Source organism: Parvularcula maris (genome assembly GCF_024505085.1).
Lineage (GTDB): Bacteria > Pseudomonadota > Alphaproteobacteria > Caulobacterales > Parvularculaceae > Parvularcula > Parvularcula maris.
The window spans coordinates 1-24,208 of the sequence record NZ_JANIBC010000023.1 but is presented as its reverse complement, the minus strand read 5'-3'; the positions used below and the strand labels follow the sequence as shown (position 1 = coordinate 24,208).

Sequence of the window (24,208 nt, the reverse complement as noted above, 5' to 3'; positions counted from 1 at the left end):
GAAATCAGTAGATTTCGACCTCTCCCGTGAACGGGAGAGGTAAGACCCCCAAGTTCCTAGAACCGCTTCCTCAGCTCGATCTCGAAGGTCCGCCCGAGGGGATCCGTGAGGTCCTCCTGGAAGCGCAAGGGGACCTGGCCGTCAGGTGTCTCGGCCGTTGGGCGGCTGTCGAAGAGGTTGTCGATGCCCACCGCGATGCGCGTGTTGTCGAGGAAGGGGAAGGCGGCCATCAGGCTCTGGTTGTAGCCGAGGTCGTAGGAGAGGCGCACATCCGTATCGGTGATCGAGGCGAAGTCGAGATCGTCGCCGCCGGTGAGGGCGCCGCTGACCTCGGTGCCGCTCTGCCATCGTCCCTGGACGAACATGCCGAGCCCCTTGTTCCACCGCCTGAAGGAGATAGCGACCTCGTGCTGGGGCGTACCCCCGTTCTGGCCGAGGGCCGAGCCGTTCAGAAGGTCGAGCTTGGGCAGGCCGTCGGCGATCAACACCTCGTCCTCAATGGTGAGGTTGTGGGTGATGGTCACCCCCATGCCGCCGGGCCTGCCCCCGCCTAGGACACGGCCTCGTGGTCTTCCGCCTCCGGGCCTGCCGCGCTGACCGGAATCGTTTGAACCCTGACCCGTTGGCCGCTGCGGGGTGGGGCCTTGTGAGGTGGTCTGAGGCGTTGCCGCAATCGGTGCTCCTTGCGCGGCAGGTCTTTCGGTCTGAGGCGGCGCTGCACGCTCGGCGGCCGGGGAAGGGGGGCGGCCCGAAGGTCTGCCCCCGCCGCGGCGCCCGCCGCCTAGGCGTTTGGACCAGGAGAACCGTGTCTGAAGCTGCTTGCGGCTGACCTCTTCGATATTGATCGGTCTGCGATCGATGCTGAGGAGGTTGCCGTCCGCGTCGCGGGTGAACCGCTCGGGGAACGCCGCCTCGATCTCCGCCGTCAGCGCGGGAAAGCTCTGCGCCTCGTTCTTCAGAAGGGACTGGGTGTAGTCGAAGTTCACCGTGAACTGACGCTCTTCAAACGGTTTGATCTGCAGCCCGATCTTCGAAACCCGGCGCGAATCGTCGGTGAGGTCGGCATTGCCGCCGGTAACGACGTCGACCAGTACTGTCTGTCCCGTGACGAAGTCGAAGACGCGGGCATTGGGGGTGACGAGGACCGGCGCGCCGAGCTCCTCGATCCCCGGCGCACCTTCTTCGGCTGTGAAGGAGGCGAGGAAGCGGAGCTTGTCCGTAGGCCTCCAGTTGAAGCCGCCGCCCCAGTCCACGAGCGTGCCGAAATCCGAAAGATCACGCAGGTTGATATTGCCGTTGACCGAGAGCTGGCCGCGCCAGTCCTCCGCGTCGAAGACCGGAACGTCGATACTGGTCTGGGCACTGAAGGTGTCGCGGCTGAGCTCGGTCTCGGTGACCGCACCGGCCCGTTCAGAGCTGGTATCGAGATGACGGGTGAAGGCTCCCGCCTGGGCAGATACAGTCACGTCCCCCGCCGGAAGCTCGAAGGTCTTGGCGTTGAGAATGAACTCGGCGCTGGCGGTGAGGTTCTCGTTTCGTGTCTCGAGCGTTTGGATCGCCACGTCGCCGCCGATGACAGCGAAGGGGTCAGCGCCGCCGTCGATGGCGGCCTGCAGCGCCGAGGTATCGGGTCCGAGCTCGCTTTTGACCTCGGTGACCTGGTTCTCGACATTCGCGGCGAAGGTCCAGTTGGTCCGGCCCAGACCGCTCACCACAGTCAGCCCTCCGGTGATCCGGTCGCGGTCCGTCTCCCGCAGAAGCGCTCGGTCGGACGGCGCTTGGGTGAAGAGCGTGACGCCATCGGCAAAGGGAACGAACGGGCTCGAGGCGGGGAGGTTCAGGGCAGCCGTGCCGCGCCCACTGAGCCCGTCGCTCTCGAAATGCTCGCCCTCGGCGGAGACCGTCATCACGCTGTCGGCGAAGAACTGCTGCGAGCGGGAGAGGCCTAGGGAGAAGGTCTCGCTTTCCGGGATCAGGGTTCTGAACGCCTGGTCGTTCTGCAGCGTGCGTTCGCCGGGTACGAAGTCACCGAAGCCGTTGCCGCTCAGCGCTGCGACGGTCACCTCCGGGTCCGCTCCGATCAGCGACCCGACCGGCGCACCGAAAACATCCGCACCCAGATTACCAGGGGAGGCGAAGGGCAGAAGCGGCTCGTCGGGGACGATGTCACGCTCCTCCTCCAGAAGGGGCGAGCGGCCTTCGTAGCGGAAGTCGATGGAGAAGCGCTTGTCGCCATCGACGGTAAGACGCTGGAAGCTGCCTTCGGTCTCTGCCGTGCCGCCGCTCTCGGGCAACTCCGCCTCGCCCTCGGCCGCCTTCACGGTGACGTTGGGCTTGAGGATGAAGTTGATGATGCGCTGGTCGGCGCTGAAGCCGTAGGAGAGAGCGGCCTCTTCCGGCAGCACCTCGACCCTCGCGAGCGCCTCAGGCGGGTAGCGCCCGATCTCGCGAAAGCCTGAGATGCGGCGCCCGTTGAGAAGCACGAGCGGCCGCCCTCCGCCGCCGCGCCTTCCGCGGTTGGAGGAGGTCTCGGGGGCCAGGGCCTCCAGAAGCTCGGCTAAGGAGGAGGCGCCGTAGGCCTCGATCTCGTCCTCGCCGAGGGTGAGCTCGGGCTCCACCGTGCCGAGGGTCACGCCGCGGCGGCGCTGGCCCTGGACGATGATGACGTCCCCATCGGTCTGCTGACGCGGCTCGGCGAGATCGTCTTCGTTCGCGTCCTGGGAGACCTGAAGCGGCTGCGCTGCCGCATGGCTCATCACCAGGATCAGCCCGAGGGCCGTCGCGCCGAGTAGCTTGTCCATTTCATGTCCCCGAGCGGCCTTCAGGCCTTTTGGTGGAACCTAAACGAACCGGCAGGTTAGGCGAGCGAAAGCTTGTCGCGAATTGTCGCGCTTTCGCCCCCTCCGCCCTCCGGGCACCTCCCCCACTTCGTAGGGGAGGGAAACAGAACCAGCGTTGGCTCTTTATCTCGCTCCCCCACTGGTGGGGGAGCTGCCGGCAGGCTGAGGGGGAGGCGGCAGCTTACGCAATCGTCCCCAGACCGCCGCCTAGGGCCAGGGTCTGCCCTGTCACGTAGTTCGAGGCGTTCGAGCCGAGATAGAGGGCGGTGGCGTAGAGGTCCTCGGACTGCCCCAGGCGCTTGAGCGGCACCATGCCTGCGATGTTGTCCTCACCGGCCATGGCGATGGTGCCGGCCATCATCTTGGTGGCGAAGGGGCCGGGGGCGATGGCGTTGACCGTGATGTTCCGCCCCGCGAGCTGCAGCGCAAGGTGCTCGGTCAGGTGGATGAGCGCTGATTTCGAAGCGCCGTAGGAGTAGGTCTCCATCCGGCCCGCCCGCATCCCCTCGACGGAGGCAATGTTGATGATCTTGGCGGGCTGCTCCTTCGTCGCGGCGGCTTTCAGGAGCGGCAGCATCTGCTGGACGAGGAAGAACGGCCCCTTGAGGTTCACGTTCATGATCTTGTCCCAGCCGTCCTCGGGGAAGTCCTCCAGTGTCGCGCCCCAGGTCGCGCCCGCATTGTTGACGAGGATGTCCACCTTGTCCGTTTTGGAGGACACGAACTCGGTCAGGGCCTTGGCTCCCTCCACCGTGCCGAGATCGGCGGCCAAACCGTAGGCCTCGCCGTGCTTGGAGAGCTCCTCGACGGCGGCGTCCACCGCCTGTTCCTTGCGGGAGGAGACGATCACCCTTGCCCCGTTGGCTGCGAACGCGGTGGCCATGTCGAGGCCGATGCCCCGGCTGCCCCCGGTGATGACGGCGGTGCGTCCCTTGACGGCGAAGAGTTCGGCTGGGTTGGTCATGGGGCCTCCTGGAGTTTCGTTGTCATTGTCTCGCGGCGCTTGTGGGGGCAGGGTGGGGGCATGGACAAGACCCTTCTGCCGCTGAGCATCCTTCTCCTGGCGAGCTGCGCCTGCACCCCCGCCCCTGAGGAGGAGGAGCCCCCCGCAGAGCTGGCCGAGGAGGAGCCCGGCAACCTTATCGGGCCGCCGGTGACAGGTGATTGCGGCGCGGAAGGCTATCAGGGCTTTGTCGGCTCACCGCTCGCGGCGGTCACCTACCCCTCGGACCTTAAGCCGCGGATCATCGAGCCTGGGCAGGCCTACACGATGGAGTACGACCCCGAGCGGATGAACATCCAGGTGGACGAGGAGGGGACGATCACGCGGGTCTATTGCGGGTAGTCTCTTGAGAAGGTCATAAAGCCATCGTCATCCCGGCCGACTGAAAGGAGAGCCGGGATCCAAGGAACGTCCCGTCGGAACAATCATTACCGATCGGACCATGGGTCCCGGATAAGCCTTCGTCTTTCCGGGATGACAGTCTACTCTTCCCAACCCTCCGGCACCAGCTCCTGCCCCGCAGCCCGCTTCGCGGCGATCTCCTCAGCAGCCAGCCTCAGGCGCAGGGTCCGCTCGGGCACCACAGGGTGGGTCACCTGCAGCCAGGAGCTCCGTGGGCTGACATTGGCGAAGAGCTGGAAGACCTCCGGCACCCGGTCCGTGGGCCGCCCAGCCCTGGCCAGCATGTAGAGGCCGAGATAGTCCGCCTCCCGCTCGAAATCCGTGGAGCCCACCGTGCGGGCGATGCCCTTGGTGGCGAGGGTCGAGAAGGGCGGCGCCTTGGCGCCGAACCTTCTGGCTAGCGGATAGGCGACGAAGTCCGCAGCCGTGGAGGCGACGATAAGGGGCGGCGCCCAGGCCAGCGCGCCGGTGACGGCGGCGTTGCGGAGCCCCTTATGCGGGTGGCGCCCGGCCACATGGGCGATCTCGTGCCCGATGACGAAGGCCAGCGCGTCGTCGTTCTCCTCCAGCGCCCGGACGAGCCCGGCATAGATGGTGATGGTTTTGAAAGTCGCCCTTGCGTTGATCTCGTTGGCGCCGGAGCTGACCACCTCAATGTCGCAGGCCAGGGCGGGGACCACGGCGAGTTGACGCTCCGCGCCGTCCTGCTCGACGGTGAAGAGGATGCCGTCTTCCTCGTCGTCCTCGTAGCGCTTCAGAGCATCGGCGTACTGAGCACCGAAATCGGCGGCGGTGGCGATATCCTCCTCGGCGTTCCCGATACGGAGCACCTTCGTGAGAGGAGTGAGGCCAGCCTCGGCGGCAGGGCTGCCGGGCGCGACGGAGAGGATGAAGGGCTCGTCCGAGAAGCCCAGCGCCTCGACCTGGCTCTTGCGGAGGCCCCTCGCGGCGCTCGCCACCACATCGACGTCGCCGAGGCGCACCCCGATGCGGGGCGCCGTCTTCTCGCAGAGCTCGGTATTCGCGGTCAGAAGCGGCCAGGCGAGGCGCCGCACGCGCTCGTCGCGGGCCAAGGCCTCCTCCACCGCGGCGCGCTGAACGGTCAACCGCTCATCGTCCAGGGCGGCCCGCTCCACCGAAGGCAGCTCGGAGTGAACCGAGGCGCAGGCCCCAGCCAGGAGGCAAAAAGCGAGCGTCAGGCGTCTCATCTGCAGTTTCTTCCCCGTGAGTCTGCAACCTACCCTAGCTTGCTGGCGAACCATCACAAGCGGGCGCGCACCGCTCAAGGAGGAGACGAACATGCAGCTTCACCCCGAACAAGAGCGCCTGTGCGACGAGAACAAAGACGACTTCAGCGCCCTCTCGGCGGTGTTCGTGAACACCTCCCTCAAACCGAAAGCCGAGGACAGCCATACGCGGCTGCTGCTCGAGGTCTCCTCCGCCATCATGCAGAAGGCAGGCGCAAAGACCGAGCACCTGCACCTTCTCGAACACCACGTCCCGCCGGGCATCTACCCGGATATGCGCGAGCACGGTTTCGACCGCGACGACTGGCCGAAGCTTTGGGAGAAGATCGAGGCTGCCGACATCCTGGTGGTCGGCACACCGCTCTGGCTGGGCGAGGAGAGCTCGGTCTGCAGGGTCCTGATCGAGCGGCTCTACGGCATGTCGGGCGAGCTGAATGAGAAGGGCCAGTCGATCTTCTACGGCAAGGTCGGCGGCTGCGTCATCACCGGCAATGAGGACGGCATTAAGCACGCGGCGATGACCATCGGCTACGCGCTCTCCCACTTAGGCTACACCATCCCGCCCCAGGCCGATTGCGGCTGGATCGGCGAAGCGGGGCCGGGACCTTCTTATGGCGATGAGGAAGAGGGCGGCGGCCGGGTCGGCTTCGAGAACGACTTCACTCAGCGCAACACCACGATCATGAGCTGGAACCTGCTTCACTTGGCCAAGATGCTGAAGGAGGCGGGCGGCTACTCGAGCCACGGCAACGACCGACGGGCATGGAAGGCGGGCTGCCGCTTCGGTTATGCGAACCCGGATTATCGGGCTTGATCTTGGCTTACCTCTCCCGCTTCGCGGGAGAGGTCGAAATCTATTTGATTTCGGGTGAAGGGATCGGCGCAGCCGTACTGCTGTGTAGACTATGCAGCGCGGTGCTCAGAACACCCTCACCCCCGGCCCCTCTCCCGCAGGCGGGAGAGGGGAGCAACAGGGCACCCCTTCACTGGACAGAAACCCGAAGCGGGGCCAAAGGGGCGCTCGACACTTCCCGGAGCCCGTCATGATCAACCTTCTCAAGCGCATCTTCACCTGGTGGCACCAGTCGACCATCGGGACAGGGCTGACGCTGTGGCAGAAGAAGGCGCGGCTCGTGGGAGAGGACCACCAGGGCAACCGCTACTATGAAGAAGGCGGCGCCAAGGGCACCTTCCCCGAGGGAGGCCGCCGCCGCTGGGTGGTCTATCACGGCGTGGCCGAGGGCTCGCGCATCCCCCCCGAATGGCACGGCTGGCTGCACCACACCTGGGACGAGCCGCCCACCGTCTCCCCCGTTCCGGTGAAGAAGTTCGAGAAGCCGCACCTGCCGAACCTCTCCGGCACGCCGCTCGCCTATCGGCCCCACGGCTCGATCTCGGTGGCGGGTGAGCCTGCGCCGGAGAAGAAGGACTACGAGGCCTGGTCGCCCGAGGGTTGAGTTTATTTCTGGCGCCGTCGCCCCCTCCGCCCTTCGGGCACCCCCCCCCGCCACTGCCGTGGCCTTCTTCGCCTAGAAAAAGATCCCCCGGACCTTTTCTTTCGCCTACGGCGAACCGGCTACGAAGTGGGGGAGGGAAGCAGAACCAGCGCCGCTCTCTTGATCGCTCCACCACGAGTGGGGGACCTGCCGGCAGGCTGAGGGGGGCACTGCTCCCACTGCCAACCCTGAACGAATTTTACCCAACCGCGCTCACGGATGTGCTAGGACAACCCTCAGGGCCAGAAAGCTAATCGGGTAGGGACCATGCTCACCGCCGCCACCTTCATCAGCCTCGCCGCGCTGGCGCAGGCGATCCAAGACGACGAGCCTGAGAACCTTCTCGGCTGGACGGTGGAGCCGCCCGCGCCCGTCGAGGGGCAGGAGACCGAGCTCGACCGGCTGTCCCGCTCCCCCTCCGGCAGCGGGTTCCTGTCCGAGATCTACGGCTCGGCCGGGGACGACGACCGTGTGCCGGTCTCCGTCACCCTGCGCGCCCTCGACAAGATCACGGCTCAGTTCCGCGACCTCGAAGTGCCGATCGGCCAGCCTCAGACCTTCGGCACGCTGACCCTTCTGCCGCGCACCTGCTCGACTAGGCCGCCGGAGGAGTTTCCCGAGACCACCGTGTTCCTCGAGGTTTTTGCCGGTGAGGCCGATGTCGCCGGTCAAAGAGCCCGCGACGCGGAAGCCGCCGAGGAGCTCGAACCGGTCCGCGTGGAGGGGGAGGAGCTTCCCCCCGCTCCCCTCGGCCCGAGCATCGATGAGGAGATCTTCGGCGCCTCGATCTTCCGAGGCTGGATGTTCGCGAGCTCTCCCTCCCTCAACGGGATGCAGCACCCGACCTACGATGTCTGGGTGATCGACTGCAGGATGGAAGACCCGGCGATCTGACCGCCGAAGGCCTCGAGGCTGGCATGGTGGTTGAGCGCCTCGCTCAACATCAGGGCGTAGCGTGAGGCGGTGACCTCCACGCAGCCGAACCGCTTGAGGTGAGCGTTCTGGAACTGAGTGTCGAGGAGGCGGTAGCCAGCCATCTTCATGCGCCCGACGAGATGGCAGAGCGCAACCTTGCTGGCATCGGTCCTGCGGCTGAACATACTCTCCCCGAAGAATGCCGAGCCGATGGAGACGCCGTAAAGGCCGCCGACCAGTTCCTCCCCGTCCCAGGCCTCGACCGAGTGGGCGAAGCCGCGCTCGTGCAGATCGGTATAGGCTGCGATGATCTCGTCATTGATCCAGGTATCGGGCCGTTCCGGTCCGCCGCCGGAGCAGGCGCGCATGACCTCGGCGAAGCGCTGGTCGAGGGTGATTCGGAAGGGCTCCTGCCGCACCGTCTTGGCCAGCGACCGGGGCACGTGGAACCCGTCGAGCGGGAAGACCCCCCGCATATCGGGCTTAATCCAGACGATATCAGGCCGGTTCCGGCTCTCCCCCATCGGAAAGTAGCCAAGACGGTAAGCCTCCAGCAACAACTCCCATGACAGTTTCACGGCGTTGCCTGCATGAAGGGCCGGGGGCTATCCTTGGGTGCCGGGCAGACCGGGAGCCATGCCATGTCGATCCTCATCACCTCCAGCTTCGAGTGCGGCAACATCCGCGTCGTGGATGCGTCCGATCCATCAGATATTCGGCTGGAGATCGAGAGCGATACAAAAGCCGATTACTTTCAGTGGTTCTACTTCCGGGTCGAAGCGCCGGAAGGCAGCCGGGTGATGACCATCGAGAACGCTGGTGCGGCCTCCTACCAGCGGGGATGGGAGGACTACAACGCTTGTGCCTCCTACGATCTGGAGAACTGGTTCCGGGTGCCGAGCCGCTACCAGGACGGCAAGCTGATCATCGAGCATGAGGCGAAGGGTCCTGTCTGCGCCTACGCGTATTTCGCGCCCTACACCGCCTATGATGCCATGCGCTTCACCGCGAAGATCGGCACTGCGCCGGAGACCGAGTGGGTGCCCCTCGGCAAGTCCCTGGACGGCAGGCCCATCGAGGCGGTGCGCTTCGGTGATGCGTCGGATGCCAAGAAGACCATCTGGGTCATCGCCCGCCAGCATCCCGGCGAGAGCATGGGCTCCTGGTTCGCCGAAGGCTTCTGCGAGGCGCTGCTCGATCCCGACAACAACATGGCCCAGAGCCTCCTTCGCGAGGCCAGCGTCTATGTCGTGCCGATGATGAACCCCGACGGCGTGGCGCGCGGGCACCTGCGCACCAACGCGGCGGGCACCGACCTCAACCGCGCCTGGGCCGAGCCCTCGATGGAGGCGAGCCCCGAAGTGGCGCTGGTACTCGGCAAGATGGACGAGACCGGCTGCGACCTCTTCCTCGACGCCCATGGCGACGAGATCATCGCTAACAACTTCATCGCCGGGTCGGAGGGCATACCTTCCTGGTCGCCCAGGCTGGCCGAGCTTCTCTCGACCTTCAAGAATCAGCTCATCCAGGCGACCCCGGACTTTCAGGACAAGGAAGGCTACCCCATCGACCCGGCGGGCAAGGCCAACATGGCCATCGCCTGCAACGCCGTGGCGGAGCGCTTCGACTGCCTCGCCATGACGCTGGAGATGCCGTTCAAGGACGCACGCACCAACGCGGTGCCGTCCGAGGGCTGGTCGCCGAGACGCTGCAAGGAGCTGTCCCGCAACGTCATCGAGAGCATGAGCCGCATCGCCGGACGGCTCAGGTAGCGCGGCCAGCACTCAGCCGACCGCGCTCGGGACTATCCTGAACTAGGCTTTCTGCCGCCTGCGGCGCATGGCCGTGAAGCCGGCAAGGCCCGCGGCGAACAGCGGAAGCGCGGCGGGCACTGGGACAGCTTGGAGCGCGATGTCATAGCGCGCCGTGCCGTTGTCGGGATCCATGTTGATCTCGAGAAGATAGGCACCAGCCGTCAGCATGCCGATCGTTCCCAGAGACGAGTTGGTGTCCACGTTGAAGGTGAACTCTTCCATGGTCGTCTGGTTGGTGAAGGTGAAGATGAGGTTGTTCGGCGTCTGGCCAGCCTCATTGTCGATGCCGTTGCCGATCAGCTCGAAATTGAAGGCTGAGCCAGCGGTGAAGCTGTAGTTGTCCAGTGCGCTGATGATGCGCCCGAAGAGCTCCACCCGGTCGCCGGGGTCGAGGGAGTCGTCGCCAAAATCATCGGTCAGATCGAAGCCGGGAGGAGCCTGTGCGGCGTCGCCCCCGATATGCGTCGTTCCTGCGACCAGCGGCCGGGCGCCTTCGGTGTAGCCGATGGTGGCGGCGTGAGCCGCACCCACGGCCAGGGTAGCCGCCGCTGCAGCGACAGAGAGTAGTGCTTTCATATCTTCCCCCAAGTTCAATTGGTGAGTTAACCTACCAGTAACTTTTACGTGAGGGCAAGTATTTCGTGCTGCAGCGCTAAGAGTCGGCCTCGGTTGAGCCTAAGGCTTCGATATTGCTGTGCTTTGGCTTCTCAACAATGTTGCGCCGACGCTCTCTCAAGCATGTGAGCTAGTCCGCATGACTTCACAGGGCGGTCTTGTAGGCAGCCCTCTGCGGCATTTTGAGGTGACGAAGCCCAAAGCGCGACCAGCCCATGGCTGTCCGCCCTGCGGCTGAAAGACAGCCGGACTTCAGTGGGGCGGAACGCGAAGCTTTCCGCCTTATTGCGCCTCGGCATACCGAAACGGCGGATGGCTTCGCAATCCGCCCTACGGGCCGCAGCAGCAACTGCTCTATTGCTACAGCGTCTGGTTGAACGCGCCCACCTCCGGCTCGCCGTCGAGCACCTCTTTCAGTTCACCGAACATCTTGTTGCGGGCTTCCTCGGAGGCGGGGCTTTCGACCACGACGACGAGCTCGGGCTTGTTGGAGGAGGCGCGGATGAGGCCCCAGGTGCCGTCTTCTACGGTGATACGGACGCCGTTGACGGTGTTCACGTCGGCGACTTTCTGGCCGATCATCTCGGTGCGTTTGGACAGCTTCTCCACGATGCGGTCGATGACGGCGTATTTCTTGTCGTCGTCGCAGTGGGGGGACATGGTTGGCGACTGGTAGGTGGTGGGCAGGTCCCGGCGGAGGTCCGCCATGGATTTATCGGGGTTGCGCTCCAGCATTTTGAGGATGGCGATGGCGGCGACCAGGCCGTCGTCGTAGCCGCGGCCGTAGGGCTCGCGGAAGAAGAAGTGGCCTGACTTCTCGAAGCCCGCCACGGCGCCGAGATCGGTGGTCTTGCGCTTGATGTAGGAGTGGCCGGTCTTCCAGTAGTGGGTAGTGGCGCCATTCTCCTGCAGGACGGGGTCGGTCTTGAAGAGGCCGGTGGATTTCACGTCCACCACGAAGACGGCATTGTCGATCTGGGCCGAGAGGTCCCTCGCTAGCATCACCCCGATCTTGTCGGCGAAGATCTCCTCGCCCTCATTGTCCACCACGCCGCAGCGGTCGCCGTCGCCGTCAAAGCCGAGCGCGAGGTCCGCGCCGTGCTCCCTCACCGCCGCCTGCATGGCGTGCAGCATCTCGAGGTCCTCGGGGTTGGGGTTGTATTTGGGGAAAGTGTGGTCGAGCTCGGCATCCATGGGGATGACCTCGACGCCCAGACGCTCCAGCGCTTCGGGCGCGTAGGCACCGGCCGTGCCATTGCCGCAGGCGGCGATCACCTTGAGCTTGCGGTCGATCTTCACGTCCTTGGTGAGGTCGGCAATATACCGCTCGCGGAGGTCCGTGTGGTAAATGTAGCTGCCGCCCTCATGGGACTTCATCTCGCCGGAGAGGACGATCTCCTTGAGGCGGCCCATCTCGTCAGGTCCGAAGGTGAGGGGGGCCTCGACGCCCATCTTCACGCCGGTCCAACCGTTCTCGTTGTGGCTCGCCGTGACCATGGCGACGCAGGGGACGCCCAGCTCGAACTGCGCGAAATAGGCCACCGGCGAGAGGGCGAGGCCGATATCGTGCACCTCCATTCCGGCGCTCATCAGACCCACGGTCAAGGCCTGCTTGATCTGGGCGGAGTAGCTGCGGAAGTCGTGCCCGACGACGATGCGCGGCTCCTTGCCGAGCTCGCGGATCAGCGTGCCGAGCCCCGCGCCGAGGGCCTGAATGCCCAGCGTGTTGATCTCCTCGCCGAAGACCCAGCGCGCGTCGTACTCGCGAAAGCCGGTGGGCTTCACCTTGGGCCGAGTCTCGTATTCGAGGGTGTTCTGCTTGATGTCGGCTTGGGGCGTAGGGAGCATGGTCGGTCCGTTTCTGATCAGCGCCAGCGGGCGTTTGGGCCGGACACTAATCGTGAACCCATAGGCTTCAAGCCTTACGGCTGCGAAACTTCGACCTGTGAAAGGGTTCGGACGCTCGCGGGAATGAGAGAGCTGTGGTAACCCATGCCCAGCAGGGCAGTTTTACGAGAACTCGAGAAGCGATGAACAGGCGTTACGACGACCAGGACGAGCAGGGCATGGCTTTTACAGCGCACCGCTACGAGGAACCCAAGAAGGAGAAGAAGGGCGGGGCTTTCCGGCTGTTCGCCCGCCTCTTCATGGGGGTCTTCGTGCTGGGCCTCGTTGGCGCAGTGGCGGCGGTCATTGGCGGCTTTCTCTATGTGAAGAGCCTGGAGCCGTCCCTGCCGGACTACACCGCGCTGGAGAGCTACCAGCCCAAGGTGACGACCCGCATCCATGCGGGCGACGGGACGCTGGTAGCCGAGTTCGCGCGGGAGCGGCGCCTCTTCGTGCCCGCCGAATCGATCCCCGACACGGTGAAGGAGGCCTTCATCTCGGCGGAGGACAAGACCTTCTACGAGCATAACGGCGTCTACTGGGCGGGTTTCCCCCGCGCCGCCTGGAACAGCTTCAAGGCCATGCGCGAGGGCGCGCCGCTTCAGGGCGCCTCGACCATTACCCAGCAGGTGGCGAAGAACTTCCTCCTCACCTCGGACCAGAAGATCGACCGCAAGGTGAAGGAGATCCTGATCGCCCGGCGGATGGAGAAGGCCTTCACCAAGGACCACATCCTCGAGCTCTATCTCAACGAGATTTATCTGGGTAACCGCAGCTACGGCGTGGCGGCGGCGGCGCTGAACTATTTCGGCAAGCCTCTCTCCGAGGTCGAGGCGCACGAGGCGGCCTATCTCGCCACCCTCGCCAAAGCACCTGCGAACTACCATCCCGTCTACAATGAGAGCCGCGCCACGGTGCGCCGCGACTGGATCCTCGGTCAGATGAACGCCAACGGCTACCTAACCGACGGGGAGCTGGCGTCGTATCAGGCCATGCCCCTCGGCGCGGAAATCTCGCCGCCGCTTGGCGCGCGCTCGGCGGCCATGGAGTACTTCTCCGAGGAGGTCCGCCGCGAGGTGGCCAAGCGCTACGGCACCGATGCCCTCTACGATGGCGGCTTGTCGGTCAGGACCACCATCGACCCCGACCTTCAGGAGAAGGCGCAGAAAGCCTTCCGCGAGGGGGTGGCCGAGTACGACATGCGCCATGGCTATAGAGGCCCGCTGGCCTCGGTCTCGCTGCCCGACGACCTCGATGCGCAGACCACCGTGGAGAGGGAAGGGGAGGAGCCGCGCTACTTCTGGGCACTAGCCCTCGACGCGGCACAGGATGAGCTTCTGGCCCAGCGCAAGGTGGCCGAGGACCTCCGCCCCTGGCGCATTGCCGTAGTGCTGGAGACCACCGACGCGGTGGCCGAGATCGGCTTCCTCGACGGTGAGCGCGGCTCGATCACCCTGCCGAACCTCGCCTGGGCGAGACCCTATATCGACCACAACAATATCGGCGATGAGATCACCTCGGTGACTCAGGTGCTGACCCCCGGCGACGTCATCATGGCGGAGCCTGCGGAGGGCGAGACCTCCTACGCCTTGCGCCAGATCCCGGCGGTCAATGGCGGCCTCCTCGCGATGGACCCCCATACGGGCCGCATCAAGGCGATGGTCGGCGGCTTCAGCTTCGGCCTTTCGGAGTTCAACCGCTCGACCCAGGCCTGGCGTCAGCCCGGCTCGACCTTCAAGCCGTTCATCTATGCCGCCGCCCTGGACAAGGGCTACACGCCGAGCTCCATCGTGCTCGACGCGCCCTTCGTGGCGCCGGGCCTCGACGGCACCTGGTACAAGCCCGGCAACTACGTGGCCGACCGCTTCTATGGGGACTCGACCCTGCGCCTGGGCATCGAGAAGTCGCGGAACACCATGACCGCCCGCCTGGCCCAGGACCTCGGCATCGGCACCATCATCGACTATGCCGAGCGGCTAGGCGTCTCCGACCGGCTGCCGCGCAACCTGTCGATCTCGCTGGGTGCCGGCGAGACGACGCTGACCCGCCTCACCGCCGCCTACGCCCAGTTCGTGAACGGCGGTAAGCAGATCCAGCCGACTATCATCGACCGCGTCCAGGACCGCTCCGGCGAGACCATCTACGCGGTGGACGACCGGGTCTGCTTCGGCTGCAATGTCGAGGCCTGGGACGAGCAGACCGAGCCGCCCCTCACCGACAGCCGCGAGCAGGTGCTCGACCCCAGGACCGCGTTCCAGATGGTCTCCATCATGGAGGGCGTGATCGAGCGCGGTACCGGTACCAAGATCCGCGCCCTCTACGACGACGAGCCCTTGCCACCCCTAGCAGGCAAAACGGGCACGACGAACGACTACCGCGACGCCTGGTTCGTCGGATTCTCGCCGGACCTCGCTGTGGGTGTCTTCGTCGGCTTCGACATGCCCCAGACCCTCGGCAATGGCGAGGGCGGCGGCAATGTCGCGGCGCCGATCTTCGGCCGCTTCATGAAGGACGCGCTGGTAACCGAGGATGTGGTGCCGTTCCGTGCCCCATCCGGCATCCGCCTCGTCCGCGTCAACGCCCGCACCGGCCGCCCGGCCTCCTCGGGCGAGCCGAACACCATCTTGGAGGCCTTCAAGGCCGAGGACGACATCTACGGCCGCGGCAACCGCTACAACGTCTCCGGCAACCAGAACGCCAGCTCCGGCGACGAGGAGATCGATAGCGAGCTTGGGGTGATCTACTAGGGCGTAGTTGCCCTCAAACACCTCGTTCCGGAACGAGGTGACCGGCAGGCCAGGGGAACACGGCCTGCCGGATCGAGGTCAGGCCGAGCGGCGACGCTTCATCGCCAGACCTGCCAGGGGTGCGAACAGTAGGGCCGCAGCGGGGATCGGCACCTCCGAACTCACCGCGCTAGGGGTGATGTCGAAGACGAGGTTGTCGAGATAACCGTCATTCGACGTTCCCGAGACCCGACCGGACGAAACCACGAAGAGGATCTGTGTCGTCATCGCAGGCAGGACGCCCATGATCTCCTGGAAGCTAGGCGCGTCGCCTGCGGTCAGGAAGTCCGGCCACTCGTCCGGGCGGTCCGTCTGGGAGTTCAGGAACACGGTTCCCAAGCCGTCACCTAGGGCGTCGCGGAACTCGACGGTGACCTGCGAGAAGTCGTCCTGGATGGAAAAACCGAAGAGATCGGCGGACAGGGTCCAGTCGAGGCCGGTGGTCGCCAGGGCCGCGAGATCGGCGGCCGTGAGCTGGTAAGTCTGGCTGATCGCGTTAGAGCTCACGCTACCGCCGTAATAGTAGGTTCCCGTGTCGATATTGGGAAAGCCTCCGGTGCCGCCACTGCCCGCCTGCGGCGTGAACGATCCTGTCCAGCCGCTCGTGTCGTCGAACGTGCCGTTGACGACGACATTGGCGGCAGAGGCCGTAGCCGTGCTCATCGCGCCCGCAGCAGCGACAGCGGCAAAGGTTCTCCATCTACGCATGGTGTTTTTCCCTCTCATCAAGGGTGCCCCCAGGCAGAACCGTTCCGCCCACACAAAACCACCCTCATAAAGCAAGGCGTAAAACTCTCGGTTTTTCCGTCAGACTTTCTTCATGGTTCTGCAGATCCGTCCGTTGCCCATGCATCGTTGCTTTCTGCGTCCCCGCCCCCTAGCCCCCGAACTTCCCCGCGCGGACGCTCCTCCGAGAGCCCCGCGTTTTTCGCGTGTTGGACGAAGCTATGGCCCTGACCTCTGCAAACCCCGTCATCGGTAAGAAGGAAGCCTATCGTCCCAAGGGGCACATCCCCGTCTACGGGGCGCCGGAGGGGGCGGATGCGCTGGCGGTGGCCGAGGCGGCGCAGGAGGCGGGCGAGGTGACCACCGTCATCACCCGCGACGCGCCGCGCAGCCAGGCTATGATCTCGGCGCTCAGGTTCTTCGCGCCAGGCGTTCCCGTGATCCGGTATCCTGCCTGGGACTGCCTTCCCTATGACCGCATGTCGCCGGGGCCTGATGTGGTGGCGGAGCGGCTGGCGGCGCTGGCGACGCTCGCCACCCGGAAAGAGGGCACACCGCTCATCGTCGTCACCAGCGTCAACGCCGCGACCCAACGCACCCTGCCGCCGGAGCTCATCCGTGAGGCGAGCTTCAAGGCGAAGCCGGGCGCGACCCTCGAGATGGACGACGTCGTCGCCTACCTCCTCGCCAACGGCTACGCCCGCAGCTCCACGGTGCGCGAGCCCGGCGAGTTCGCGGTGCGGGGCGGGCTTCTCGACCTCTTCCCGCCGGGCACGGACGAACCCCTGCGCCTCGACTTCTTCGGCGACACGCTGGAGACCATCCGCGCCTTCGACCCCGTCAGCCAGATGACCACCCATCAGAGGAGGGAGATCGGCCTGACGGCGGCATCCGAAGTGCTTCTGAACGAGGAGACCATCAGCCGCTTCCGCCGTGGCTATCTCGAGCGCTTCGGCACGCCGGGGGACGATCCCGTCTATGAGGCGGTCAGCGAAGGCCGCCGCCAGGCAGGCATGGAGCACTGGCTGCCGCTCTACTACGAGCGCCTCGGCACCTTGTTCGAGTATACGGGCGACGGCCTCACCTTCTTCGACCATCTCGGCGAGGAAGCGGTCGAGGAGCGCCTGAGCCAGATCAGCGACTACTACGATGCGCGTGCGGAGGACATGCGCTCCTCCGAGAAGACGCGCATGGACACCGCGCCCTACCGGCCACTGAAACCGGACGCGCTCTATCTCGGCAAGGACGAGTGGAAGGAGGCGCTGCAGAACGTGGCGCTCCGTCAGCTCTCCCCCTTCTCGCCCGAGCCCGGCAAGCGGGCCTTCGACTTCGGCGCCAAGAAAGCGCGCAGCTTCGCCGCCGAGCGGGCAGGGGGGCAGAACGTCTTCGACGCCGTAGCGGACCATATCGAGGCCAAGCGGAAGGAGAAGCAGGTGCTGGTCGCGGGCTGGACCGAAGGCTCCGCTGACCGGCTCAAGACCGTATTGGGTGACCACGATGTCTCCGGCCTCGCCATGCTGAAGAGCTGGCAGGATACGCAGGCTGACGGCCTCGTCCCCGTGGTGGTGCTCGGCATCGAGGGCGGCTTCGAGACCGATGCCCACCTTATCATCGCTGAGCAGGACATTCTCGGCGACCGCCTCGTCCGCAAGTCGAAGACCAAGCGGGCCGAGAACTTCCTGACCGAAGCCTCAAGCCTGTCCGTGGGCGATCTGATCGTCCACGTGAACCAGGGGGTGGGCCGTTATCAGGGCCTACAGACCCTAGAAGTAGGCGGCGCCCCCCATGACTGCCTGGAGCTCGAATATCACGGCGGCAAGATGTACCTGCCGGTGGAGAACATCGAGCTTCTCTCGCGCTTCGGCTCGGACGATCCCAACCACCCCCTCGACAAGCTAGGGGGAGCAGCCTGGTCGATCCGCAAGGCGAAGATGCGCGAGCGGATCAAGATGATGGCGGAGCAGCTCATCGCCGTCGCCGCCAAGCGCGCCGCCAAGAAGGCCGAGGTGCTGACGCCGCCCGAAGGCGTCTATGACGAGTTCTGCGCCCGCTTCCCCTATGCCGAGACCGACGACCAGCTGAACGCCATCGACGACGTTCTGTCGGACCTCGCCTCCGGCCGTCCCATGGACCGGCTGGTCTGCGGCGATGTGGGCTTCGGCAAGACCGAGGTCGCCATGCGCGCGGCCTTCGTCGCGGCGATGAACGGGCGCCAGGTGGCACTGATCTGCCCGACGACGCTCCTCGCTCGTCAGCACGCGAAGGGTTTCCAGGAGCGCTTCGCCGGCTTCCCGCTGAACGTGCGCCAGCTCTCGCGCTTCGTGCCTGCAAAGGAGGCCACCAAGACACGGGCAGGGCTGAAGGACGGCTCCGTCGACGTCGTGATCGGAACCCACGCGCTGCTGTCCAAGCAGGTGGGCTTCCGCGACCTCGGCCTTCTTATCATCGACGAGGAGCAGCATTTCGGTGTGAAGCATAAGGAGCGCCTGAAAGAGTATCGCGGCGACACCCATGTGCTGACTCTGACGGCGACGCCCATTCCGAGGACGTTGCAGCTCTCCATGTCCGGCATCCGTGACCTCTCGATCATCGCGACGCCCCCCGTCGACAGGCTGGCCGTGCGCACCACGATCGGCCCCTTCGATAGCGTGGTGGCGCGAGAGACCCTCCTTCGTGAGCACTACCGGGGCGGCCAGAGCTTCTATGTCTGCCCCCGCGTTTCGGACCTCGAAGGCGTGCAGGAGTGGCTGGCCGCGCAGGTGCCGGAGGTCAAGTTCCGCACCGCGCACGGGCAGATGGCGGCGGGCGAGCTCGAGGACATCATGACCGCCTTCTACGAGGGCAAGTTCGATGTGCTCCTCGCCACCACCATCGTGGAGAGCGGCATCGACGTGCCCACGGCGAACACGCTGATCGTTCACCGTGCGGACATGTTCGGCCTCGCCCAGCTCTACCAGATCAGGGGCCGGGTGGGCCGCTCGAAGCAGCGCGCCTACGCCTATCTGACTACCTCAGGCCGCAAGAAGATGACCGACGGTGCGCAGAAGCGTCTCAAGGTGCTCCAGTCCCTCGACACCCTCGGCGCGGGTTTCACCCTGGCGAGCCACGACCTCGATATTCGCGGGGCGGGCAATCTTCTGGGTGAGGAGCAGTCCGGTACCGTGAAGGAAGTCGGTGTGGAGATGTACCAGCACATGCTGGAGGAGGCCGTGGCCGAGATGAAGGACGGCGAGGCGGCCTCGGAGACCTGGTCGCCTTCGATCAATATCGGCACGGCGGTCCTCATCCCCGAGACTTACGTCCTCGACCTCGACGTGCGGATGTCCCTCTACAGAAGGCTCTCCGATGCCAAGGACGCCCAGGAGATCGAGGCCTTCGCCGCGGAGCTCATCGACCGCTTCGGCCCCATGCCCCGGGAGGTCGAGCACCTTCTTGACATTGTCGGCATCAAGGCCCTCTGCCGAAGGGCCGAGGTCGCCAAGATCGACGCGGGACCCAAGGGCGCAGTGGTCACCTTCCGCGAGCAGTTCCCCAATCCGGCGGGCCTCGTGCGCTATCTCTCCGAAACACCCTACGACATGAAGCTCCGCCCGGATCAGAAGCTGGTCTTCAAGCAGAACTGGCCGGATGAGAAGGCCCGCCTCAAGGGCTGCCGACGGGTGCTCGGCGTGCTGGTGGACATCGCCGAGGAGGCGAGGGCGGCGGCTTAGGTCACGGCGTCAGAGCGAGGAGCGAAGATTCGCGATCCAGTGTTTGCCGCCGTCATCCCGGCCGCAGCGTAGCGGAGAGCCCGGACCCATGGACTGAGTGTTCTACCTAGATGCTACCTCAGTCCATGGGTCCCGGATAAGCCTCACGGCTTTCCGGGATGACGGCAGAGCGTAGGGTCGGAGAACTTAGTATTCTGTACTAGGAGAGGGGGGCGGAAAGCTTCGCGTTCCGCCCTACGCCAGCGCCAGTGTCTCATCCACGACCTGCTGCAGGAGGGTGGTGCGCAGCTCACTGATCGCCTCCTTGGGCGTGAGGCCCGTGCCGTCGATGGCGGCGCTCTTCGCACTGATCAGCACCGAGTCCGGCTCCTGGCCGAACTTGAGGTCCTCGATCAAGGTCTTCAGTGTACGGATGGTGCGGCCTGCGTAGTATTTGTCCGCATAGGGCATGGCGACGACGAACACGCTTGGCCTGGGCCTGCAGATGAGGTTCGCGCCGGTCAGGGCCATGGCCATGTAGACACCGGCCTCGGAAACGTCGTGCTCGCTGCCGCCGCCTTCGGGGTGCAGCTCGATGACGCCGAAGGCCATGCGGTCGCCCAGCGCCCGGTGCTCGGCGACCACCTGGTCGAAGAGCCGTTGCCCGGCGATCGGCGAGGGGTGCCCCTCATCGGTCACGACCGAGTTGGTGAGGCTCTGGGTGACAGCCTGACGGACCGTGTAGCGGGAGGTGCCGGCCTGCAGCGTCTCGAGCAGACGGGGAAGTTCGGACGGCCTGCCGAGAAGATCGGCGCCGTGCTGCAGCCAGCTTGCCGTCAGCTCCTCCGTCCACTCCTCACACACCACGGCTACGGGCAGCTCGGCAAGGTCGCTCTGCCGACGGATCAGTTTTAGCACGGGAAGCCGGTGCTCGTTGCCGCGCCCGAGGTGAATGATCAGGGCACCGGCGTTCTGGTTCTCCAGCAGGCGGAGCGTGTGGCTGGAGCTGAGCGGCGTGACCAGCTTCTCGCAAGGGAGACCTTTGAGGATGGGCAGAAGATCACGGTCGGGCTCGGCCAGCATGACGGCGGGGGCGTCGAGGTCGGGCCAGTGGATCGAGCCAAGGGGCAGGCCGCAAGCAGCGAGGGCTCGGCTTCTGACAGAGAGCGCGTGGGCCTCGTGCATGGCGGCGACGCTGCTACGGATGGCGGCGGCGAGGGGCTCGGTCCGGTCGCGGTCGAGGCGCACCAGCACCACATCCCGGTGCCCCTCTCGCGGCAGCGGCTCGTCGAGGCTAAGGACCACGCAGAGGGGCAGCGGCAGAGCGATGCGCCTCGCCTCAGCGAGTGCCGTGTCGAGGTTCTCCGCGCCGCGCAGATCAGCGAGGGCACACTCCGCCGGGCCGCCCGCAGGGACGGCGAAGCCCTCCGCCAAAAGCGGAGCGCGCCAACGGTGATCGGTCTGGGAGCCGATCAGCCTGACGGAGATGGTCGCTCGTTGCCGCGGCCTGATCACTAGCTGTCCGTTCCTTCCTTGCCCGAGCCCATGGCCAGGCTCTCGAAACAGACATCGCCCCGTTCGCGGTCCACGAACAAGCCCGACAGCGCCCGTTCTTCATAACAAGGAAGCGCTGCCAGAAACTCCTGCGGTCGTCCCCACGGCCCGATCTCGCGGTAGAGAAGCGCCGTGCGCTCGCCGACGAAGCGCCAGTGCCAGGGCTCGAAGCTGTCCGCCCCGGGCAGGTAGGTGTTGCCCTGGGGAAAACTTAGGATGAAGCCGTGCTGCCACGCCGTGCGCTCGAAGCAGGCATAGGCCTTGTCCGTGGCCCTCATGAAGCGGCGGTTCACGTCGATGTCGGCGGCGAGGCCGAGCTGGTGCTCGGACGTGCCCGGATGTGCCACGGTGCCCTTGTCGCCATTGATGCGGTGGAGAAGCTGCTGGGTGCGGTGGCTGCGATAGGCCGAGCGCAGGGAGAGGCGCTCGTCGGGCGTGCTGCACGCCTCCAGAAGGCCCGCGAGGCTCTTGGGCATGGTGCTGCCGTCCACCTCGGCGAGGCGCATCTGCATCTCTTCCACATGGCTCGGCTTGGACATCGGCACCTCATAGGCTGAGGCGCGCACGAGGTCCGGGGGAATGTACTCCGCTTCCAGCGGGAAGCTGAGCGAGACCGGCCTGTTGATGGCGAAGAGCCGGTCGCGGGAGCGGTTGGCGGCGTAGCGCCTGGCCCCAAAAGCGTCGCGGAAGATCTGCCGCATGTGCCGGTTCAGCGCCTCGGCCTCGGTCAGGCGGCCCTGCTTCTCGTAGATACCCGCGAGAAGCCGGATATAGAGGCTTAGCTCGGGGTTGTTCGAACCCTTGGCCCGCTCCTGGGCCTGGAAGACCTGCTCGTAGAGGCTCTCCGCGTCGCCCAGGCGGTCGATCCGTTCGTAGACCGGGGCCAGGAGTAGGGCGGTCTGCACCGTGCTCTCCTCGTTGGGTCCGAGCTCGCGCAGGTGGATCTGATGGGCGGCGGAAAGCAGCCCCGCAGCCGCATAGGCTCCGTCGGCTTGGAGTGCGTAGTAGCCGCCCACCTTGGTCATGGCGGCGGCGATCTCCAGGCTGTCCTGACCGGCGGCATCGAGCTCCAGCCCACGGCCGTCGGCGGGAAGGGCGTCGGTGAAGCCCGGCCGCATGGCGTCCACGAGCGCGATGAAGGGGTTCTCCTCCCCCGCCTCCTCATGGTCGTCAGTGTGCCTGGCCACGGCATCACCGGCAGCGTCGAGGAACCCGGCCGCGATCAGCGCAGGCTGAGCGGCCTCTCCAGCCGCAAGGTCCAGCTCGGCGATGCGGCGGCGCAGCTCGACCCGTTGGTTCTCGGAGAGGCGCGACGCTTCGGTGGAGGAGAGGGCGGCCGTGTAGCCGCTGACGGCGGATCGGGCTTCGCCGCCGCGGTAGTGGGCGTTGGCGACCCGAAGAGCATCGGCGAAATGGGAAGCCTCGGGCCGCTGCTTGGCCAGGAGGTTCAGCGCCCGGTCGCCATGGCCGACGGCGCGAGCCTCGTAGCCTGCGCTCTCCAAGGCTTCGAAGCGGCTCCAGGCAGCGTCGGCGTCGAAGCGGGTCGTTCCCTGGTAAAGGGCTGCGTAGGCCGCGGCGAGACCGCCGAACGAGCACAATAGAACGCTGCGACCCTTCACCGGCACCTGCCTCCCCAACCCGACTACCCAAAACCCGAACATGCCCAGTCTGCCTCAAAAGAGGCCCTGCTGCACGCGCGAATGGTAGCAACGTAAAGCGATCGCAACGTGTGGGCAATGACCGATGCGGCCCCGCGGCGCTTGTGGCGGAGCAGAACGCTGCTAGGCGGATGCCATGCCTGACCCCTCGCTGCTCACCGGCCGCCGCCGCCTCTATCTGCTTCGCCACGGCCATGTGGACTACTTCGCGCCTGGGCTCACGGACTTCACCCAAGTGCCCCTGACCGAGGAGGGTCGGCGCCAGGCAGGGCTTGCCGCCGAGGCGCTCGGCGACGTTCAGTTCGATGCAGCGTTTCACTCGGGCCTCCCGCGGACGAAAGAGACCCTGGGGATCATCCTGAACGGGGAAGGGCCGGAGCCCGTGGCCGTACCGGACCTCGCCGAGATCCGCGGCGGGCAGGTCAAGGTGGACACGGCGGAAGAACTCGCCGCGCGCCTCGCCTTCAGTTTCGACGGCGCGGAGGAGGAGGGGGCGAGCTTCCTGCCCGGCGGGGAGCTCTTCGCCGAGGCCGAGGAGCGCATCGTCCGCGGCTACCGCAGCATTCTGCGCGAGCACGCCTGGAAGCGCGCCGTGCTGGTGGCCCATGAGGGGGTGAACCGCATCCTCCTCGGCCACCTCACCGGCGGCGGGCTCGCGGCGCTCCCCCATTTCGAGCAGGACCTCTGCGGCATCAACGTTCTGGACTTCGACGTGGTGCCGGCAGGTGACGGCGTGGAGGCGGCGAGGGTGATCCTTAAGGCGGTGAACCTCACCGTCCACGACCCTCTCAAGAAGGACCTGCCGCGCACCTCGCTGGAACACATGTTCGGCATCGACTTCGGCGGCGCGAGGCCGTTACCCAAGTGAAACAGGCAGTGACGGAAGAGAAGAAGCTGTTAGAGCTGTACGAGCCGACTTGACCCCAGATGGTTCCTTGTAAAAATGGCGGCGTAGTCATCACGGCCGTCTCACACCTTTTCCGGGCATCTCTCCATGAAGACTCTAGCTATCCTTGCCGCCGCCGGACTGACGGCATTCGGTTCTAGCCAGGCTGCGATCGTCAATGGCGACTTCAGTGCAGGCGGCACGGGTTTCTTCGTGTTCGAGGAGGGCGGTACGGTGGTCTTCCCGGACGGAGCCGCGACGCTCGCGACCGATCCGGGCTTGGGCTTCGATGTGCTCGTGGCGTCGGTCTCGCAAGGGGATGATGGGCTGTTCACCTTCGAACCCGGCATCATCGTCCCCGACGACGCTACCGCGCTGCGCTTCGATATCCTCCAAGCCGCAGCCGTGTCCGACCCTGCCGAAGAAGGGCTCCTCGCGTTTCGGCCGGACGCGCTTGGCGTCAGCCTGCTCGATGCGGAAGACCCTCTGCTGGACGTGTTCGATTTCTTCGAGGCGGGCGACACCGGGACGTTCACCTTGGACGTCACCTCGCTCGAAGGCCGGACCGTTGCTCTCTTCATCGACCTCTTCGACGAGGATGACGGCTTCGACACCAGCTTCACCATCGACAACATCGCCTTCGTCACCGAGGACCTGTCGCCCGTCCCGCTGCCAGGAGCCTTCGCCTTC

Annotated in this window: 18 protein-coding genes; 9 read left to right on the top strand and 9 right to left on the bottom strand. The window is 65.8% G+C overall.

Annotated features, from left to right (window positions below; genetic code table 11):
• Positions 1–56: 56 nt before the first annotated feature.
• Positions 57–2,801, bottom strand: a complete 2,745-nt coding sequence (locus NOG11_RS14615) for a TonB-dependent receptor (protein WP_256620553.1) — start codon at positions 2,799–2,801, stop codon at positions 57–59.
• A 220-nt stretch (positions 2,802–3,021) separates the two neighbouring features.
• Positions 3,022–3,804 (bottom strand): SDR family oxidoreductase, encoded by a 783-nt coding sequence (locus NOG11_RS14610; RefSeq protein WP_256620552.1) that lies wholly within the window; start codon positions 3,802–3,804, stop codon positions 3,022–3,024.
• 60 nt (positions 3,805–3,864) lie between these two features.
• Here NOG11_RS14610 and NOG11_RS14605 point away from each other — a divergent pair, with 60 nt between their 5' ends.
• Positions 3,865–4,185, top strand: coding sequence for an I78 family peptidase inhibitor (locus tag NOG11_RS14605; RefSeq protein WP_256620551.1), 321 nt, complete (start codon positions 3,865–3,867; stop codon positions 4,183–4,185).
• A gap of 140 nt (positions 4,186–4,325) precedes the next feature.
• Here NOG11_RS14605 and NOG11_RS14600 read toward each other — a convergent pair whose 3' ends face one another.
• Positions 4,326–5,453 (bottom strand): M48 family metalloprotease, encoded by a 1,128-nt coding sequence (locus NOG11_RS14600; protein WP_256620550.1) that lies wholly within the window; start codon positions 5,451–5,453, stop codon positions 4,326–4,328.
• A 91-nt stretch (positions 5,454–5,544) separates the two neighbouring features.
• On the opposite strand from NOG11_RS14600, the gene NOG11_RS14595 reads away from it, so the two are divergent.
• The 3 genes from NOG11_RS14595 (at position 5,545) to NOG11_RS14585 (ending at position 7,882) form a co-directional block, all read left to right on the top strand.
• Positions 5,545–6,306: a flavodoxin family protein gene (locus NOG11_RS14595; RefSeq protein WP_256620548.1), complete on the top strand. Its 762-nt coding sequence runs from the start codon at positions 5,545–5,547 to the stop codon at positions 6,304–6,306.
• A gap of 229 nt (positions 6,307–6,535) precedes the next feature.
• Positions 6,536–6,949 carry an NADH:ubiquinone oxidoreductase subunit NDUFA12 gene (locus NOG11_RS14590; RefSeq protein WP_256620546.1) on the top strand — a complete coding sequence of 138 codons (414 nt, stop codon included), beginning with the start codon at positions 6,536–6,538 and terminating at the stop codon, positions 6,947–6,949.
• 306 nt (positions 6,950–7,255) lie between these two features.
• On the top strand, positions 7,256–7,882 hold the full coding sequence (locus NOG11_RS14585; protein ID WP_256620545.1) for a DUF2155 domain-containing protein: 627 nt from the start codon (positions 7,256–7,258) through the stop codon (positions 7,880–7,882).
• Here NOG11_RS14585 and aat read toward each other — a convergent pair.
• Positions 7,834–8,481, bottom strand: a complete 648-nt coding sequence (gene aat, locus NOG11_RS14580) for a leucyl/phenylalanyl-tRNA--protein transferase (RefSeq protein WP_256620544.1) — start codon at positions 8,479–8,481, stop codon at positions 7,834–7,836. The genes NOG11_RS14585 and aat overlap by 49 nt on opposite strands.
• Before the next feature lie 63 nt (positions 8,482–8,544).
• Here aat and NOG11_RS14575 point away from each other — a divergent pair, with 63 nt between their 5' ends.
• A complete protein-coding gene (locus NOG11_RS14575) occupies positions 8,545–9,675 on the top strand; it encodes a M14 family metallopeptidase (RefSeq protein ID WP_256620543.1) in 1,131 nt (376 codons plus the stop codon).
• Positions 9,676–9,717: 42 nt separating this feature from the next.
• On the opposite strand, the gene NOG11_RS14570 is transcribed toward NOG11_RS14575, so the two are convergent.
• A complete protein-coding gene (locus NOG11_RS14570; RefSeq protein WP_256620542.1) occupies positions 9,718–10,293 on the bottom strand; it encodes a VPLPA-CTERM sorting domain-containing protein in 576 nt (191 codons plus the stop codon).
• Between the two features lie 399 nt (positions 10,294–10,692).
• Complete coding sequence (locus tag NOG11_RS14565) at positions 10,693–12,180, bottom strand: phosphomannomutase/phosphoglucomutase (protein WP_256620541.1); 1,488 nt, start codon at positions 12,178–12,180, stop codon at positions 10,693–10,695.
• A 182-nt stretch (positions 12,181–12,362) separates the two neighbouring features.
• Here NOG11_RS14565 and NOG11_RS14560 point away from each other — a divergent pair, with 182 nt between their 5' ends.
• Positions 12,363–14,966 (top strand): penicillin-binding protein 1A, encoded by a 2,604-nt coding sequence (locus NOG11_RS14560; RefSeq protein ID WP_256620540.1) that lies wholly within the window; start codon positions 12,363–12,365, stop codon positions 14,964–14,966.
• Between the two features lie 78 nt (positions 14,967–15,044).
• Here the strand turns inward: NOG11_RS14560 and NOG11_RS14555 are convergent, their stop codons facing one another.
• Complete coding sequence (locus NOG11_RS14555) at positions 15,045–15,713, bottom strand: hypothetical protein (protein ID WP_256620539.1); 669 nt, start codon at positions 15,711–15,713, stop codon at positions 15,045–15,047.
• Between the two features lie 239 nt (positions 15,714–15,952).
• Here NOG11_RS14555 and mfd point away from each other — a divergent pair, with 239 nt between their 5' ends.
• Positions 15,953–19,441 carry a transcription-repair coupling factor gene (mfd, locus tag NOG11_RS14550; RefSeq protein ID WP_256620538.1) on the top strand — a complete coding sequence of 1,163 codons (3,489 nt, stop codon included), beginning with the start codon at positions 15,953–15,955 and terminating at the stop codon, positions 19,439–19,441.
• 234 nt (positions 19,442–19,675) lie between these two features.
• On the opposite strand, the gene NOG11_RS14545 is transcribed toward mfd, so the two are convergent.
• Positions 19,676–20,935: a hypothetical protein gene (locus NOG11_RS14545; RefSeq protein ID WP_256620537.1), complete on the bottom strand. Its 1,260-nt coding sequence runs from the start codon at positions 20,933–20,935 to the stop codon at positions 19,676–19,678.
• On the bottom strand, positions 20,935–22,593 hold the full coding sequence (locus NOG11_RS15240) for a D-alanyl-D-alanine carboxypeptidase family protein (protein ID WP_256620536.1): 1,659 nt from the start codon (positions 22,591–22,593) through the stop codon (positions 20,935–20,937). The genes NOG11_RS14545 and NOG11_RS15240 overlap by 1 nt, the downstream gene beginning before the upstream one ends.
• Before the next feature lie 175 nt (positions 22,594–22,768).
• Between NOG11_RS15240 and NOG11_RS14535 the strand changes: the two genes are divergently transcribed.
• Together NOG11_RS14535 and NOG11_RS14530 are read left to right on the top strand one after the other, a co-directional pair.
• Complete coding sequence (locus NOG11_RS14535; protein ID WP_256620535.1) at positions 22,769–23,500, top strand: histidine phosphatase family protein; 732 nt, start codon at positions 22,769–22,771, stop codon at positions 23,498–23,500.
• 126 nt (positions 23,501–23,626) lie between these two features.
• Positions 23,627–24,208: hypothetical protein (locus NOG11_RS14530; protein WP_256620534.1), on the top strand; the 582-nt coding region annotated here is incomplete at its 3' end.

Coding starts and splice junctions, on each gene's coding strand:
- NOG11_RS14615 (WP_256620553.1), bottom strand. CDS start 2,801: ATGGACAAGCTACTCGGCGCGACGGCCCTCGGGCTGATCCTGGTGATG.
- NOG11_RS14610 (WP_256620552.1), bottom strand. CDS start 3,804: ATGACCAACCCAGCCGAACTCTTCGCCGTCAAGGGACGCACCGCCGTC.
- NOG11_RS14605 (WP_256620551.1), top strand. CDS start 3,865: ATGGACAAGACCCTTCTGCCGCTGAGCATCCTTCTCCTGGCGAGCTGC.
- NOG11_RS14600 (WP_256620550.1), bottom strand. CDS start 5,453: ATGAGACGCCTGACGCTCGCTTTTTGCCTCCTGGCTGGGGCCTGCGCC.
- NOG11_RS14595 (WP_256620548.1), top strand. CDS start 5,545: ATGCAGCTTCACCCCGAACAAGAGCGCCTGTGCGACGAGAACAAAGAC.
- NOG11_RS14590 (WP_256620546.1), top strand. CDS start 6,536: ATGATCAACCTTCTCAAGCGCATCTTCACCTGGTGGCACCAGTCGACC.
- NOG11_RS14585 (WP_256620545.1), top strand. CDS start 7,256: ATGCTCACCGCCGCCACCTTCATCAGCCTCGCCGCGCTGGCGCAGGCG.
- NOG11_RS14575 (WP_256620543.1), top strand. CDS start 8,545: ATGTCGATCCTCATCACCTCCAGCTTCGAGTGCGGCAACATCCGCGTC.
- NOG11_RS14570 (WP_256620542.1), bottom strand. CDS start 10,293: ATGAAAGCACTACTCTCTGTCGCTGCAGCGGCGGCTACCCTGGCCGTG.
- NOG11_RS14565 (WP_256620541.1), bottom strand. CDS start 12,180: ATGCTCCCTACGCCCCAAGCCGACATCAAGCAGAACACCCTCGAATAC.
- NOG11_RS14560 (WP_256620540.1), top strand. CDS start 12,363: ATGAACAGGCGTTACGACGACCAGGACGAGCAGGGCATGGCTTTTACA.
- NOG11_RS14555 (WP_256620539.1), bottom strand. CDS start 15,713: ATGCGTAGATGGAGAACCTTTGCCGCTGTCGCTGCTGCGGGCGCGATG.
- mfd (WP_256620538.1), top strand. CDS start 15,953: ATGGCCCTGACCTCTGCAAACCCCGTCATCGGTAAGAAGGAAGCCTAT.
- NOG11_RS14535 (WP_256620535.1), top strand. CDS start 22,769: ATGCCTGACCCCTCGCTGCTCACCGGCCGCCGCCGCCTCTATCTGCTT.